Origin of the sequence: Streptomyces sp. KL109B, assembly GCF_030766935.1 — a bacterium.
Taxonomy (GTDB): domain Bacteria; phylum Actinomycetota; class Actinomycetes; order Streptomycetales; family Streptomycetaceae; genus Streptomyces.
Map to the genome: position 1 here is coordinate 160,701 of NZ_JASERL010000011.1, position 15,228 is coordinate 175,928.

At 70.8% G+C, this 15,228-nt stretch carries 9 protein-coding genes and 1 riboswitch; of the genes, 3 read left to right on the forward strand and 6 right to left on the reverse strand.

From position 1 onward, the window contains the following. The first annotated feature begins 34 nt into the window (after positions 1 to 34). Together RBJ65_RS31315 and RBJ65_RS31320 are read left to right on the forward strand one after the other, a co-directional pair. On the forward strand, positions 35 to 1,294 hold the full coding sequence (locus RBJ65_RS31315) for a family 2 encapsulin nanocompartment cargo protein terpene cyclase (protein ID WP_306319986.1): 1,260 nt from the start codon (positions 35 to 37) through the stop codon (positions 1,292 to 1,294). A gap of 16 nt (positions 1,295 to 1,310) precedes the next feature. Next, entirely contained in the window at positions 1,311 to 2,192 is an 882-nt protein-coding gene (locus tag RBJ65_RS31320) for a geranyl diphosphate 2-C-methyltransferase (RefSeq protein ID WP_306319987.1), read from the forward strand. A gap of 54 nt (positions 2,193 to 2,246) precedes the next feature. Here the strand turns inward: RBJ65_RS31320 and thiD are convergent, their stop codons facing one another. The 4 genes from thiD to RBJ65_RS31340 all read right to left on the reverse strand — a co-directional run bounded on the left by thiD (position 2,247) and on the right by RBJ65_RS31340 (position 6,072). Beyond that, positions 2,247 to 3,071, reverse strand: a complete 825-nt coding sequence (gene thiD, locus RBJ65_RS31325; RefSeq protein ID WP_306319988.1) for a bifunctional hydroxymethylpyrimidine kinase/phosphomethylpyrimidine kinase — start codon at positions 3,069 to 3,071, stop codon at positions 2,247 to 2,249. Further along, positions 3,068 to 3,799, reverse strand: a complete 732-nt coding sequence (gene thiE / locus RBJ65_RS31330) for a thiamine phosphate synthase (RefSeq protein ID WP_306319989.1) — start codon at positions 3,797 to 3,799, stop codon at positions 3,068 to 3,070. The genes thiD and thiE overlap by 4 nt, the downstream gene beginning before the upstream one ends. Then, positions 3,796 to 4,617, reverse strand: a complete 822-nt coding sequence (thiM, locus tag RBJ65_RS31335; protein ID WP_306319990.1) for a hydroxyethylthiazole kinase — start codon at positions 4,615 to 4,617, stop codon at positions 3,796 to 3,798. The genes thiE and thiM overlap by 4 nt, the downstream gene beginning before the upstream one ends. 54 nt (positions 4,618 to 4,671) lie before the next feature. Next, positions 4,672 to 6,072, reverse strand: a complete 1,401-nt coding sequence (locus tag RBJ65_RS31340) for a cytosine permease (RefSeq protein ID WP_306319991.1) — start codon at positions 6,070 to 6,072, stop codon at positions 4,672 to 4,674. Beyond that, positions 6,062 to 6,155: riboswitch (TPP riboswitch) on the reverse strand. Its footprint overlaps the gene before it by 11 nt. A 157-nt stretch (positions 6,156 to 6,312) precedes the next feature. Between RBJ65_RS31340 and RBJ65_RS31345 the strand changes: the two genes are divergently transcribed. Then, entirely contained in the window at positions 6,313 to 7,485 is a 1,173-nt protein-coding gene (locus tag RBJ65_RS31345) for a hypothetical protein (RefSeq protein WP_306319992.1), read from the forward strand. A gap of 25 nt (positions 7,486 to 7,510) precedes the next feature. On the opposite strand, the gene RBJ65_RS31350 is transcribed toward RBJ65_RS31345, so the two are convergent. Then, positions 7,511 to 7,981, reverse strand: coding sequence for an Imm26 family immunity protein (locus RBJ65_RS31350; protein WP_306319993.1), 471 nt, complete (start codon positions 7,979 to 7,981; stop codon positions 7,511 to 7,513). Continuing rightward, complete coding sequence (locus RBJ65_RS31355; protein WP_306319994.1) at positions 7,975 to 15,033, reverse strand: polymorphic toxin-type HINT domain-containing protein; 7,059 nt, start codon at positions 15,031 to 15,033, stop codon at positions 7,975 to 7,977. The genes RBJ65_RS31350 and RBJ65_RS31355 overlap by 7 nt, the downstream gene beginning before the upstream one ends. Between the last annotated feature and the right edge of the window lie 195 nt (positions 15,034 to 15,228).

A 15,228-nucleotide genomic window follows, 5' to 3' on the forward strand; every position in this document is an offset into this window, starting at 1 on the left:
CCGGCAGCCAACCCAGCAGGTAAAGGAGTCTCGGATGCCACCGCCCGAGCCGACACCTCCGCAGCCGAGCCGGCCGGACCCGCCCGGCCTGCCGGGCCCGCCGGATGCGGGCTCCCTCTTCGGGCCGCAGGTCCTCGCCGACGCCGCGCCACCGGCCGCACCTCCGACGGACACCGAAGTACCGTTCACCCACGGCGACTTGGACCGGCTGCTGAGCGGCCCCACCGGTCTCGGCACGGCGGGCCTGCGGCTTGCCCCGCCGCCCGCCGAACCCCCGACACAAGCCGCCGCGGAGCGGGCGGCCGACGCCCCGCGGGGCCGGCCCGTCCCCGGCCTGTACCACCACCAGGTCCCCGACCCCGATCCCGTACGGGTCGAGGAGGTCAGCCGTCGGATCAAGGCGTGGGCGCTCGACGAGGTCGACCTGTACCCGGACGACTGGGAGGAGGAGTTCGACGGCTTCTCCGTGGGCAGCTACATGGTCGGCTGCCACCCCGACGCGCCCACCGTCGACCACGTGATGATCGCGACCCGCCTCATGGTGGCCGAGAACGCGCTGGACGACTGCTACTGCGAGGACCACGGCGGCTCGCCCGTGGGCCTCGGCTCCCGCCTGCTGCTCGCGCACACCGCCCTCGACCCGCTGTACACGACGGCGGAGTACCAGCCGCGGTGGGCGAGTTCGCTGCACGCGGACGCGCCCCGGCGCGCGTACACCTCGGCCATGGCGTACTTCGTCGAGGCGGGCAGCGCCTCGCAGGCCGACCGGTACCGGCACGACATGGCCCGGCTGCACATGGGGTACCTCGCCGAGGCCGCCTGGGCCGAGCAGGACCACGTACCGGAGGTGTGGGAGTACCTGGCGATGCGCCAGTTCAACAACTTCCGGCCCTGTCCCACCATCACCGACACCGTCGGCGGCTACGAACTGCCGGCCGATCTGCACGCCCGGCCGGACATGCAGAAGGTCATCGCGCTCGCCGGGAACGCGACGACGATCGTCAATGATCTGTACTCGTACACGAAGGAACTCGACGCCCCTGGACGGCACTTGAATCTGCCGGTCGTGATCGCGGAACGGGAGGACCTCTCCGAGCGGGAGGCCTATTTGAAGGCGGTCGAGGTCCACAACGACCTCATGCACGCCTTCGAGTCCGAGGCCGCCGAACTGGCCGCCGCCTGCCCGCTGCCCAGCGTCCAGCGCTTCCTGCGGGGCGTGGCCGCGTGGGTGGACGGCAACCACCACTGGCACCAGAACAACACCTACCGCTACAGCCTGCCCGACTTCTGGTAAGAGATTGGACCCCTTCGTGACCAGTACCGAACTCACCGCCAACGGCACGTCGCTCTACATTCCCGAACCCGCCACTCCCTACCAGGGAGACATCGCACGCTACTGGGACGGCGAGGCCCGGCCGGTGAACCTGCGGCTCGGCGATGTCGACGGCCTCTACCACCACCACTACGGCATCGGCGCGGTCGACCACAGCGCGCTCGGTGGCGCGTCGGACGACGCGAACGAGCAGAAACTGATCGCCGAGCTGCACCGCCTGGAGTCGGCGCAGGCCTCGTTCCTCCTGGGGAACCTCGGTGACATCGGGCGCGACGACACCCTGATGGACGCCGGCTGCGGCCGTGGTGGCTCGATGGTGATGGCACACCAGCGCTTCGGGTGTCAGGTCGAGGGTGTCACGCTCTCCGCCAAGCAGGCCGACTTCGCCAACGGCCGTGCGGAGGAGCTCGGCATCGACGACCACGTCCGGGCCCGGGTCTGCAACATGCTGGCGACGCCCTTCGAGACCGGGCAGATCTCGGCGTCGTGGAACAACGAGTCGACCATGTACGTCGACCTGCACGACCTGTTCGCGGAGCACTCCCGCATCCTCCAGGTCGGCGGCCGGTACGTGACCATCACCGGCTGCTGGAACCCGCGCTACGGCCAGCCGTCGAAGTGGGTGTCCCAGATCAACGCGCACTTCGAGTGCAATATCCACTCCCGCCGGGAGTATCTGCGCGCCATGGCCGACAACCGCCTCGTCCCGCAGACCGTCATTGACCTCACCCCCGACACGCTGCCCTACTGGGAGCTGCGGGCGACGTCGTCGCTGGTCACGGGCATCGAGGACGCGTTCATCAACTCGTACAGGGACGGCTCGTTCCAGTACCTGCTGATCGCGGCGGACCGCGTCTGACACTGGTGTGTCGTGGGGAGGGCCCGAGGCATCGGACCCTCCCCTTCGCCGGTGTCACGCCTGCCCGCGCGACAGCCACCCGTGGTCGACCGGGCCGATCCCGGCGCCCAGCGCGAACCCCGCCGCGATGGCCCCGGTCACGTACTCCTTCGCCCTGCGCACCGCCTCCGGTACGGGGTGACCCTGGGCCAGGCCGACGGCGACGGCGGAGGCGAGGGTGCAGCCGGTGCCGTGGGTGTGGGCGTTGTCGTGGCGCGGGGAGCGCAGCCAGTGCTCGCTGGTGCCGTCCGTGAGCAGGTCGACCGCCTCGCCCGGCAGGTGACCGCCCTTGACCAGCACCCAGCGCGGCCCGTACCCGAGCAGCCGCTCGGCGGCGCGCCGCATGTCACGCTCCGGCGCCTGCGCGGCCACGGTGACACCGGTGAGTTCGGCGACCTCGTCGAGGTTCGGCGTGACCACCGTCGCCACCGGCAGCAGCCGCTCGCGTACCGCGTCGACCGCGTCGTCGGCGAGCAGCCGGTCGCCGTGCTTCGACACACTCACGGGGTCCACGACCACCGGGGCGGGTGCGTCGGACAGCAGCTCGGCGACCGTCACGACCATGTCGGGGTCGGCGAGCATCCCGGTCTTGAGCGCCTGGACGCCGATGTCGTCGACGACGCTGCGGTACTGGGCGCGTACGGCCTCCAGGGGCAGGCTCCAAGCGCCTTGTACGCCAAGGGAGTTCTGTGCCGTGACCGCCGTGAGCACGCTCATGCCGTGCGCGCCGAGGGCCAGCATCGTCTTGAGGTCGGCCTGGATACCGGCGCCTCCGCCGGAGTCGGATCCGGCGATGGTCAGCACGCGGGGCGGCGCGACCGCGGGCGTCTCGTCGGTCATGCGGAGACATCCTTTCGGGGGCTTGTACGGGTACGTGGGTGGGGGTCGTGCGACCAGGCGTCGGCGTAGGTGCGCGCGGCGGTGCGGGGGTCGTCGGCGGCGCAGATGCCGGACACGACGGCGGCTCCCGCCGCGCCCGCGGCCCGCAGGTGCGGCAGGTCTTCGGGTGTGACGCCGCCGATGGCCACGGCGGGCAGCGGGCTTCCCCGGACGAGTTCGGCGAAGCCTTCGTGGCCGAGCGGCGCCGGGGCGTCGGCCTTGGTGCGGGTGGCGTGCAGGGCGCCGATACCGATGTGGTCGACGCGCGCCGGGTCCTTCGCGGCGGCGCGCACCTCCTCGCGGGTGGCCGCGCTCAGGCCCAACACGGCGTCGTCGCCGATGAGTTGGCGTACGGAGGCGGCGGGCAGGTCCGACTGTCCTACGTGGACGCCGGTGACGCGCGCGCCGCTCGCCCGTGCGGCCAGGAAGACGTCGACGCGGTCGTTGACGATGAGCGCGACGTGTTCGGGCAGGACCTCGGCGACGTCGAGGACGGTACGGAGGAATTCCCGTCCGCCCGCGCGCTTCTCCCTGACCTGCACGGCGGTGACACCTCCGGCCACGGCCCGCGCGACGGTGTCCGCCACGGTGCGGCCGAGGGCGGCGCACTGGTCCGGATCGGTGACGAGGTACACCGACAAGTCGGGTGATGTGTCGGCCAGTTGACGGCTCGTACGGGCGGCCGTCATGACACCTCCGCCCGCCGCGCGAGCTCCTCCGGGGTGAGGGCGGCGAGCGCGTCCAGGAACTCGACGGCGAAGCTGCCGGGTCCCGCCGCCTTCCGGGCCGCGGACTCGGCGGCGACGGTGTACGCGGTGGCGGCGGCGACCGTCGTGGCGAACCGGTCCTCGTCCACCGCCGCGAACGCGGCCATGACCGCGCCGAGCGCGCAGCCGCCGCCGGTCACCCGGGTCAGCAGGGCGTCCCCGTTGGCGACACGGGCGGCGCGCGTGCCGTCGGTGACGTAGTCCACGGGTCCGGACACGGCGACGACGCCGCCCGTCGAGCGTGCGAGTCCGTCGGCCACGGCTTCCGCGTCCTCGACACCGTGGGCCGCGTCCACGCCCCGGCCGCCGCCGCCCGCGCCCGCGAGCGCGATGATCTCGGAGGCGTTGCCGCGGATCACGGTGGGCCGGAGCGCGAGCAGCTCCGCGGCGAGCGCCGTGCGGACGGGCAGCGCGCCGACGGCCACCGGGTCGAGGACCCACGGTGTGCCCGCGTCGGCGGCGGCCCGCGCCGCCTCCGGCATCGCGGCGCGCTGCTCGGCGCGCGGGGTGCCGAGGTTGACCAGCACCCCGGAGGCCACGCGGGCGAAGGGACCCGCCTCGTCCGGGATGTCGACCATGGCGGGCGCGGCGCCCACGGCCAGCAGGACGTTGGCGGTGAATCCGGTGACCACCGCGTTGGTCAGGCACTGCACCAGGGGTGAGGTGTCCCGTACGCGGTCGAGCGCCCGCGCCGCGAAGGCGGCGAGGTCGGGGCTGCCGGTTGGTGTCTCGGTGGGCATGGGAGGTGTCACTCCAAACGCGGGAGGTGCCGTGGTTCTTACGAGAGTGGGAAGTCAGCCGCGCCGCCGCAGCCGCAGCGGCGTATACACGGCGGCGGCGACGAGGAACGCCACGTAGTACGACAGGTCGGCGCCGTGCAGGGCCTCCGCGACCGGCCCCACGTACAGGCTGGTGTCCATGAACGGGACCGCGGAGGCGAAGGCCGCCGCGAAGGCGAGCAGCGCGGGCCAGGCGGGTTGACGCCGCTCGCGCTCCGCGGCGAGGTCGAGCGGCGCACCCGCGCGTTCCTTGGCCCGCGCCCGCCAGTCGACGAGGACGATCGCCACGAAACCGGGGATCCAGTACCCGACGAACAGCAGCACGTTCTGGAACCGCGCGGTGGTGTCGGCGGCGTGCATCCACAGCACGAGCGGGAAGCCGAGCACGGCGGCGAGTGCGGCGGCCACCGGGCGCGGGATGCGCACCCCGATGGTCTGGAGGGCCAGGGAGCCGCTGTAGTCGTTCATGGCGTTGCTGCACAGCGCGGCGAGCGCCACGGCCAGCAGCCCGAACGCACCCACCACTCCCCCGCCGAGCAGCTCGTCCACCCCGGCCGCCGTCTGATCGGTCAGCACGGAGGCGCCCCAAAGCCCGAGCGTCTGCACGACCACGAACGACACCAGCAGGCCGAGCAGGGTGTACCAGAACATGCGGGTACGGGAGGTGGTGGCGGGCAGGTACCGGCTGAAGTCGCTGGCGTACGGCGCCCAGGACAGGCTGAGGCTCAGTGCGACGGTGCTGGTCAAGGCGATGGCTCCGGCGCGGTCGGCGCCGTGCACGGTGCCGTGGGCCGCCGGGTGCACGCCGTCGAGCAGCCGCCACGCGATGAGCAGGAACGCGGCGCCGAGCACGAACGTCATGACGATCTGCAAGCGGTGGATCGCCTCGTACCCGAAGACGCCGAGCAGCCCCTGGGCGAGCAGCATGACGACGACGCCCGCCCAGAACGGCCAGCCGAACAGCCGGGCCAGCGCGTCGCCGCCGAACAGGCCGATCAGCGCGTCCCACGCGATCGACGACAGCCACTGCAGCACGCCCGGCAGCACGACGCCCCGCCCGAACGCGAGCCCCGCGAGCGGCAGTTGCCCCGCGCCGGTCCTGCTCCCCCAGGTCCCCAGGTACGCGGTCGGCACGGCGCCGATCAGCGTCCCGAGCACGACGGCGACGAGCGCCGTGGTGAAGTCGAGGCCGAGCGTGATGCCGACGGTGCCGGTGAAGACGCCGGTCATCGTCAGGTTCGGGGCGAACCACACGGTGAACAGGCGTCCGGCGCCGCCGTAGCGGTTGCCCTCGGGGACGGGTTCGATGCCGTGCCCCTCGATGCCGAGGTCGCCGGGTGCCGCGGGCATCCGCCCGTCGAAGGCGCCGACCTCGCGGTCGGCGGTCGGGCCGCTGGAAACATGCGTCAAAGGCATGAGACATCCCTCCGCCAGTACGAACTGGTTCAGGTTCGACGGGTGTGTTCTCAGCCCTCGGCGGGGCACCCCGTGTCCGGTACAGCGGCCAGGGTAACGCGGTGACGGGGGTGGGTGTGCGTGGGGTGTGCGGGTGGGTGGGGGCGGGCTCGCGCGGTGTGCGATTATCCGTCGTCGGCGGTCTGCCCTGGGGAGGGGCCGGACGCGCGGAATCCGTAGGGGACAAAGGGGAGTTCACCGGTGACTTCGGGTGGGGACGCGGGCGGGATACGGGGCGGTTCGTCGCCGTCGGACGAGGAGTGGGAGCGCTTCCTCATCGAGTCCGAGGACGGAGTCCGGGACGCGCCGAAGGAGCCGTCGGCGCGTGCACGCATGGTGACGCGCCGGTTGCGGGAGGAGGACGCCGCTGCCGCCGTTGCCGCTTCCTCCTCGCGGTCCCGGCTGCGGCGGGTGCGGCGGGTGCGCAGGCCGCGGACCCGGCGGCCCCTGCGGTCGGGCTGGTACGCGGTCGGTCTGGTGGCGGTGCTGGCCCTGCTGATCGTGGCGCTCTCCCCTGCGCGGGTGACGGAGCTGACGAATCCGGCGAACTGGTTCGGGGACGACGCGGACTCAGGCTCCGGGGCGCCGCTCGCCACGGAGAGCGTGCGTCCCACGGGGCCGCCGCCGAGCGAGGTGGCGGGGCGCGCCACGCTGGACGACCCGTTCCGTGGCTCGCCCGCCGCGCGCTGGGCCGACGGTTTTGCCGGGATCGGCCTGCCGCCCGCCCGTGCCACCGGCTGGATGACCAGGGCGCAGGTGGCGCGGGCGCTCGAACGGTCCCGTGACTTCCTCGTCGCGTCCAGCCTGGACCGCGGCGTGCTGCGCGGCGAGCGCCCCACCGAGGCCATCGCCCTCATCAACCCCCACCAGCCGAAGGAACGGACGTTCCTTGACCGGTCGCTGAGCACGCCGAGCGAGAAGTACAACCCGCTCCTGCTGTTCAGCCGCTTCGACACCGGGCGGGTGCGGATGGTCGGCGACGTGGTGAAGACCCGTGGCCGCGTCTCGTTCCGCGCGGGCGGGCAGGGCGCCCTGGAGGTCACCACCGATGTCACGTACGTGTATCCGGTCGTCCGCGCCGGGTCGGCGGACGGCCGTGTCACGCGGGTCATCGTCCGCCGGGAAGTGGTCATGAACTGGGACGACCCGGAGAAGGTGGTGACCGAGCCGGGCACCTTCTCCGTCGTCTCGAACCGCCTGGACACCACCAACGCCGGCTGCGACACCTACGACGGCTATCTCACGCCCCCGTTCACGGACGACCGTGCCACCGGCGAAGGGCCCGCCGTGGATCCGTACGACCGGAGCACGACGATGGACGAGCGGATGCGGGGCGCCGGGGACGACAAGTGCGGGACGGCGGTGCGGTCTTGAGCCCCGAAGAGGTCGCCCGGGGGCGTCACGGATACACCATCTTCTCGAACGCCTCGTACCACGGCGCCAGTCCGTGCATCCCGCGGATGGCCTCCTCGACCGCCGTGTTCGTGAACGACGTCGGGCGCTTCAGCTCCTCGGCCCGCGCCGCGGTGATGGTGTCTCCGACGTTGCCGTGGATGTCCTGAGTGCGGAACTCGCCCGGTGGCTCGACCCACACCTTGTAGACGGGGACGCGGATGCCGGGCGACACCTCGCGGTTCCCGATGACGGGCCATTCGCCCTTCTTGAGGCGCTGGTCCATGGTCTCCACGAGGAAGATCGGCTCGTCGAGTCCGAGGGTTCCCACGTCGAGGGCCGCGTCGGCGTCGTAGAGCTCGGGGAACACCGCCAGGAGCACCATCCCCCGCATCTTCTCGACGACTTGGGCCACGGCCTTCCGGCCCTCGCCGACCGGCACGGTCAGGACGTCGCCGCTCTCGAATCTCCTCAGCACACGGACCCTCCGGCACCCTTGTAGCGGGCGTCGTTCATCTGCACTCGCTTGTTCTCCAGGACACTTCCCGGAACGGAACTCTTACCACCGCCGGCCCGCATCCAGTCCTCCTCCAGCACATCGAGGGCCTGCCCGGGATTCGCCCTGCCCAGGACCTCGAAGTTGTAACCGGCTCCGCCTCGCTTGCGGTTGTGCTCCTGCATGCGCGCCACGTAGCGGCCCCAGCTCTTCGCCTGCCCGACGTACTCGGCGCCGGTGGCGATGTCGGTCCGCAGATAGACGACGCCCGCGGGTGCGGAGGGGACGGGTGCGGAGGCCGGCGTCGCGTTGTGGACGAGGAGCGGGGTGTCGCCCGCCACCACGTAGTACGTCTGCTGGCCCTCGACCGTGAGGTTGTGGACCCGCTCCGTGCGCTCGGTGTGCTCGACGGCCTCGACCTGGGTCCAGGTTCCGCTGCCGGTCCTCAGCCACTGCCCCGGCCGCAGTTCGCCCGCGTCCACCCAGCGGCCCACGTCCGGCACCCAGAACGGGTGTCCCTCGGTGGCGGTCAGCTTGTCGGTGCCGTGCCGGTCCGTGCCGCGGTCGTCGCCGGTGACGGTGATCTCGACCAGCTTCTTGGTGCCCTCGCCGGTGATGGTGCCGGTGACCCGGCGGGTGCTCGCGTGTTCCGTCTCCACGTCGGTGGCGGCGACCCGGTCGCCCTTCTTCACGTCCTCGATGGGTACGGCGCTGCCGTCCGCCATCAGGACACGGGTGCCTCCGACGAAGCTGTTGACCTTGCACGCGCCGCCACTTGGGGCGTCACCCTCCGGCTTCGCCTGCTTGGCCGGGGCAGGGGCCGCAGCCGGTCCACCCGTGGAACCACCGCTGCTGCCACCGCCGTTGCCGCTTCCTCCGTTGCTGCCGCCTCCGTTGTTGCCGCCTCCGTTGTTACTTCCCCCGTTGCTGTTCCCGCCGTTGTTACTACCGCCGTTATTGCCGCCCCCATTGCCATTGCCTCCGTTATTGCTCCCGCCGTTATTGCCACCTCCGTTGTTGCCGCCCCCGTTATTGCCGCCGCCATTCCCATTTCCGCCATTGCCGTTGCCGCCGTTGGCCTTGCCCGCGTTGCCCGCCGCGTCGCCCGCGTTGTCGGCCTTCTTGCCTCCCGAGAGGGCGTCCCAGGCCTTTCCGCCGTACTTGGCGAACTTGGTTCCGGCCGCGCCCCAGCCGACGAAGGGAATCGCCCCCGCGCAGGAGAGCGCCGCGTCGGTGGCGTTGCCCTCGGCGCCGTACCAGGCGCAGTTGCCCAGGTCGGCGACCTCGCCGACGACCGGGATGAGGCCGGCGACGTCGAGCGCGCCGTGCCCGATGTCCGACCACGAGAGGCCGAAGAGGTGGCCGTCGATCTCGACGAAGGAGACGGGGTTGCCGCCCGCGAAGGCGTAGCGGTTGCCGGTGAACGGGTCGGTGGTCAGGCTCATGTCGGCGAGGGCGCCGCCGTACATGTCGCGCGTCAGGAAGCGGTTGAGGCCCGGATCGTAATTGCGGAAGCCCATGTCGTAGTCGCCGGACGCGGTGTCGTACCGCATGGAGTTGTAGCGGTAGGAGTTGTACGGGTCCTCCTTCTCCTGTCCGTCCTCGTCCGGCTTGTCGGCGCCGCTGAACTGCTCCTGGTCGTTCTGCCCGTAGGCGGTGTAGCCGTACGTGGACTTGGTGGTGCCGTCGCGTTCGGTCAGCGCCTCGACGTCGCCGTGCGGGTGGTAGACGTACTGCGCCGTCTCCTCGTCCTTCCCGTCCGGCTTCTTCACCTGGGTGAGCTTCTGGCCCCAGGGCGCGTACTGGAAGGAGTTGGTGTCCCCGCCCTCGGTCTGTTCGCGCAGTTCCTTGGAGGTGATGCCGAGGTAGGTGAAGTTCTTGGTCTTGGGGTCGTCGCCGTCGGTGTGTTCGCGGATGGTGCGGTCGAAGGCGTCGTAGCTGAAGGTCTTGGTGCGCGCGGCGTCCCCGGTGCCGGTCGTGGTGGAGGCCTTGCGGTCGAAGCCGTCGTAGCGGTGCTTCGTGACGGTCTCGCCCGCGGAGGAGACGGTGTCGAGGCGGCCGAGCGGATCGTAGTTGTACGTCGAGGAGACGCCGTCGGCCGTGGAGGAGAGCAGTCGGTTGCGGTCGTAGCTGTGGCGGGTCGTGGTGCCGTCCGTGGTCTGCTCGACGACGTTGCCCGCCGCGTCGTGCTCGTAGCGCTCGGCGGCGTCGGAGTCGCCGCTCTTGTCGACGCGGGAGATCCGGTCCTGCGGGTCGTAGGCGTAGTCGTAGGTGTTGTCCTTGGTGCCGCCGCCGTCGGCGTCCATGAGTCGCAGGACGTCCTTGGTCTTGTGGCCGTTGGCGTTGTACGACAGGCGGTGCTGGGCGACGGTGCGTCCGTCGTCGGTCTTCTCGGTCTGCTGCCGGGTGGCGCCGTCCAGGTAGTAGTCGTAGGTGGCGACGTTGCCGTTCGGCTTGACCTGGCGGGCGAGTTCGCCGCGGTCGGTGTAGGAGACGCGGGTGACCTGCTGGTCCCCGGCGTCCGGGGAGTCGGCGTTGGTGACCTCGCTGACCCGGTCGAGGGCGTCGTACTCCAGCTTGCTCCAGGTCAGGTCGTGCTTCGTGGTCAGTGTGTTGCCGTTGGCGTCGTACGTGAGCCGCGTGGTGTCCCGTACGTCGCCGCCCGCGCGTTCCTGGACCTCGGTGAGCCGGTTGACGCCGTCGTAGCTCATGGTGTGCCGGTCGGTCCTGGCGCCGGGGCTGTTGTCGGTGACCTCGGTGCGGTTGCCGTTGGCGTCGTAGCGGTACGTGAAGTCCTTGGACTCCCGGTCGGTGTCACCGGAGTTGTCGCGCACGAGGCGGACGGCGTCGGCGAGGACGGTGCCATTGGCCTTGTCGGTGACGGTGACGGCGTGCTTGCCGCCCTCGGTGAAGGAGTAGGAGCCGAGGGAGCGCCACTTGCCGGGATTGGCACTCTGGTCGACCTGACGCTTCGCCTTGCCGTCCTTGTGCTCGATCTCGTACGTGGCGTCGGTGGCGGCGCCCTCGGTCTTCGGGTTGCGGGTGAAGACCTCGTAGGTGCCGTTCCTGGGGATGTTGAGCTGCCAGGCGAAGCGGGCCCGGCCGTCGCCGCGCGGGTGGCTGTGCGTGTTGTACCCGTACGCCTTGTCGGGCCGCGAGGCCGTCCAATCGCCTTGTTCGGCGGTGTTGTTGGTGTCGGAGTTGTCGACGAGCACGGCGTCGAGGCCGACCGGGACGCCGTCGTCGGAGCGGGACTTCATGGCTCCGCTCGGGTAGAACGCGGTGTCCATGGTGCGGGACACCGAACCGCCCGCGCTGGTCAGCGTCGTCTGGATCTGCTGCCCCAGCTTGTTGTACTCGTACGAGCTGACGATGCCGTGCGGATCGGTGGACTTTTTGGTCCAGCCGTTGTCGAAGTACGAGTACGTGGTGTCATTGCGGACGTTCTGCCCCTCGGACGGTGGGGCGCTCACCTTGGTGACATTGCCGACCTCGTCATAGCTGTAGCTGGTGCGGTCGGGCTTGTTGTACGTGGCGTCGCCCGGGTCGTAGGGAGTGCGGGTCTCCTTGACGCGGTTCAGCTCGTCGTAGACGGTCTGCGACGCGAAGTCATCAGGTTTCCCCGGGGTGTTGACGCCGCGCGGCGTGATCTCCTTGGTCTGGTTGCCGACTTCGTCGTACTCGAAGCGGGTGCGGTTGTACTTGATGTCGTCGCCGCTTCGGCTGTGCGGTACCTGGTTCTCGACCACCTTGCCGCGGGCGTCGAGGAGTTGGGTGACGCGGTTGCCGTCGGCGTCGGTCGTGGCGGTCTTCTGCCCGTCCCAGTCGTAGACCGTCCCGGTCGACTCGCCCTTCGCGTCGGTGGACGTCACCAGCTGCTTGTTGAGGTCGTATCCGTAGCGGCTGGTGTAGTCGTCGGGGTCGTCGTTCTGGTTCTTGCGGGGGTCGGTGACCCGGGCGAGGTTGCCGACGCTGTCGTACGCGGAGGTGGTGCGGCCGCCCTCGGCGTCGGTGATCCGGACGGGCTGGTTGAGCTCGTCGTACCGGGTCGTCGTGGTGAAGTCGTCGGGGTCGTCGGTGAGGTTGCCCCGGGGTTCGGTCTCGGTGAGCTGGTTGCCGACCTTGTCGTAGGTGTAGGTGACTTGGCGGCGCGGCCCGTCGGGCTCGTCCCGCGGTTTCTCCTGGGCGACGAGCCGGTCGGCGGCGTCGTAGGTGCTGTGGGAGGAGACGTTGTTCGGCGCGGTGAAGGTGACCGTGTTGTCGTTGGCGTCGTACTCCGGGGCCGGGGTGGTGAGGTACTCCCCGGCCTGCTCGTCCTTGGGCTTCTGGTTCTCCAGGGGGCGGCCGAAGACGTCGTAGGTCTGCGTGGTGGTGGCGCCGTTGGCCTCCCGCAGCGCGGTCACGTTGCCACGGGCGTCGTACGCGTTGGTGGTGCGGTTGCCGAGCGGGTCCGTGGTGACGGTCGGGAAGCCGCTCGGGTGGTAGTCGGCGAAGCGGGTGGTGTGGCCGCCTGCGTCGGTGGTCGCCGTCAGGCGGCCCGCGTCGTCGTAGGCGTGCGTGGTCGTGTAGTCGCCGTCGGCGTCGCTCTCGACACCCTTGGGGTCGGTGACGGAGGTCAGGTTGCCGCGCGCGTCCTGCCCGAAGCGCCATTTGCGGCCCTCGGGGCTGATCCGGCCCGCGAGTTCGGCGATGTGGCCGTCCTCGCCGGTGGCGTAGCCGAACCGGGCGGCGGGGCGGCCGTTCTTGACGGCTTCCGGGTCCCGCATTTCGAGCGGATAGCCGGTCTTGGGGTCGTACTTCCAGGTGGTGACGGCGCCGTTGGCCTCTTCGAGGCGGGTCACATTGTTCTGGGCGTCCCAGCCGAGTGTCGTGGTGTGCCGCTTGGCGTCGGTCATCCGCACCGGCCGGCCGTAGCCGTCGAGCACCTGTGTGCCGGGGTTGCCCTCGGCGTCGGTCACCACGGACCGGGTCGTGCGCCCCTTGTGGCCGTCCGGGTCCTCGTACGAGTACCGGGTCGTCGCGCCGAGCCGGTCGGTGACGTGTTTCAGGTTCCCCAAGTAGTGTCGCTGGTCCTTGTCGTGGGGTGTGACGTAGGCCAGCTTCGTGGAGTTGCCGCGCGGGTCCGTGACCTTGTCGAGCTTGTGGAAGGGCAGCCCCCACGCCTTGCCGTAGTCGAAGGCGAACACCTTCGGCTGCGCGGAACCGGCCCCGTCCGCCACCCGCGCGAGCTGCCCGTGCTGGGTGTACGTCAGGTCCATGCGCCTGCCTGAGACATCGGTGACGCTCTTCACCTTGCCCGCGATGTGCGGGTTGACCAGGAGGCGGCCCTCACGGACCCGGCCGTCCCCGTCGACGTACCGGTACGGTTCGAACTTGTCCCAGTAGTCGACGGTCATGGTGCGCCGGCCGTCGGCGTCGGTCACGTACTGGAGCTCCTTGCCGAGCAGGCCGAGCAGCTTCTTCTTGTACGTGAACTCCATCCGGTTGCCGTTCTTGTCCACCATGGCCGTGGGGTAGCCCTGGCAGTCGTAGAGGAACCGGGTCCGGTCGGGGCGCACCATCTCCCATGCCTCGCGCTCGTGGGAGAGCAGCGGCAGGCAGGTCTTGGCGAGCTTTCTGAGCTTGAGGTGGACACCGGCGGGCGCCCGCCACTCGTGCTTCTTGAGGTCCTTGCGGAAGACGTGTGTCGTGCCGTCGCCGTCCGTCATGAAGACCTTCAGCGGCAGGGCCCGCAGCGGGGAGAACTGCAGCGGGCTGCCGAGCCGCAGCGGCGATGACAGCTGGAGCGACCAGCCGCGTCCTGCGGGGCCGGAGGAGAAGTCCTGCGAGTTGTAGGAGAGCCGGGCGAACGAATTGAAGCCGCGGGAGGGGTTGTTGAAGGCGTTGTACGACCAGACGGCGTTGCCGGAGGCCAGGTTGCCCATGACGGTGGAGTTCGCGCCGGTGTTCTGGCCCGAGTAGGACTGGAACTTCTCCAGGCCGAGCCGGTTGGAGGTGGCCCGCTCGACGACGACCTCGTGGCTGGAGGGTGGCACGTCGTCGGTGCGCGAGAGCCAGCTGTGCGTGCGCCGGTCCCGCAGGTCCCAGTCGAGGTCGTAGGTGACACGGGAGGCGAGGAGGTTGCCCAGCTTGGGAATGGCGAGCCTGGCGTCGAAGGTGACGCTCTCCCCGGGCCGTACGTCCCTGGGCAGGCCGGTCGGCTTCTGGTTGACCGGGTTGGAGACGTCGTGGCCGCCCAGGCTCCACCGGTACGACAGGGCCTTCTCGTCGGCCTTCCACACCTCGTCGGTGGTGTTGGTGAGCGTCGCCTCGACGGTCTGCCGCTCGCCGGGGACGGCGCGGGCGGGCGTGGCCGGCAGGTAGTAGGTGCCGTCGGCGGCGGGGTCCTGGGGGTCGCGCTCGTCCTCGGGCTCCTCGCCCGTGGGTGGCTTCAGGAGGTCGCTGAGCAGCGGCAGCCGCAGCGTCCGAGCGGGGCTGTCGAGGAGCCGCCCGTCTTCGAGCAGCGCGACGACCTTGTAGTGGTACGTGGTGCCCCGGCCCTCGGCGGCGGGCGGCGCGGACCGGTCCCGATATTGGTGTGTGGTGGCGGGGACGGGGGCCACCAGGGTCTCCGCGGAGGGTGCGAAGTCCTTCCGCGTGGCGCGGTGGACCTGGTATTCGCGCAGGTCGTCGCCGGGGTACGCGCCCCACGACAGGTCGGCTCCCGTGGCCCGCGGCGACTTCGGCGCGTCGAGCCGCAGTCCGTGGGCGGCTCCGGCCACCTTCCAGTGCGAGGGCCGGGCCCCGAGTGAGCGGTCCAGCGCGATGCCGCCCGGCGCGGCGGCCGGTGGCTCGGTGGCCCAATTCCCCTCGTCGCGCTCGCTGTTGGGCCGCCAGCCCTCGCGTGGGTCGGTGTCGGCGACGATGGCCGCCTCCGCCTGCGCAGCTGGGGCGACTCCGGTGAGCGTGGCGACGAGCGCGGTGACCACCGCGCCGATCCATGCCGTGCGAAGCTTCCCCGTTGCGCGCAGGCCCGGCCGACTTCCCCTGGCCATCCCCCGTACCCCTTCCCTGGTCAGTGAGAGGTGTTCCGTGGTCGGTGCGCGGTGTGCGGTGTGCGGTGTGCGGTGTGCGGGCGCGGCCAACTTGTTGTGGTCACGCCGAAGTTATGTGGTACTTAACCGCCGATGATCGGTCAAGGAGCGACCATGGTTCCGAGCCGCGCTTCGCAGGGGCATTCCGGAAGCACA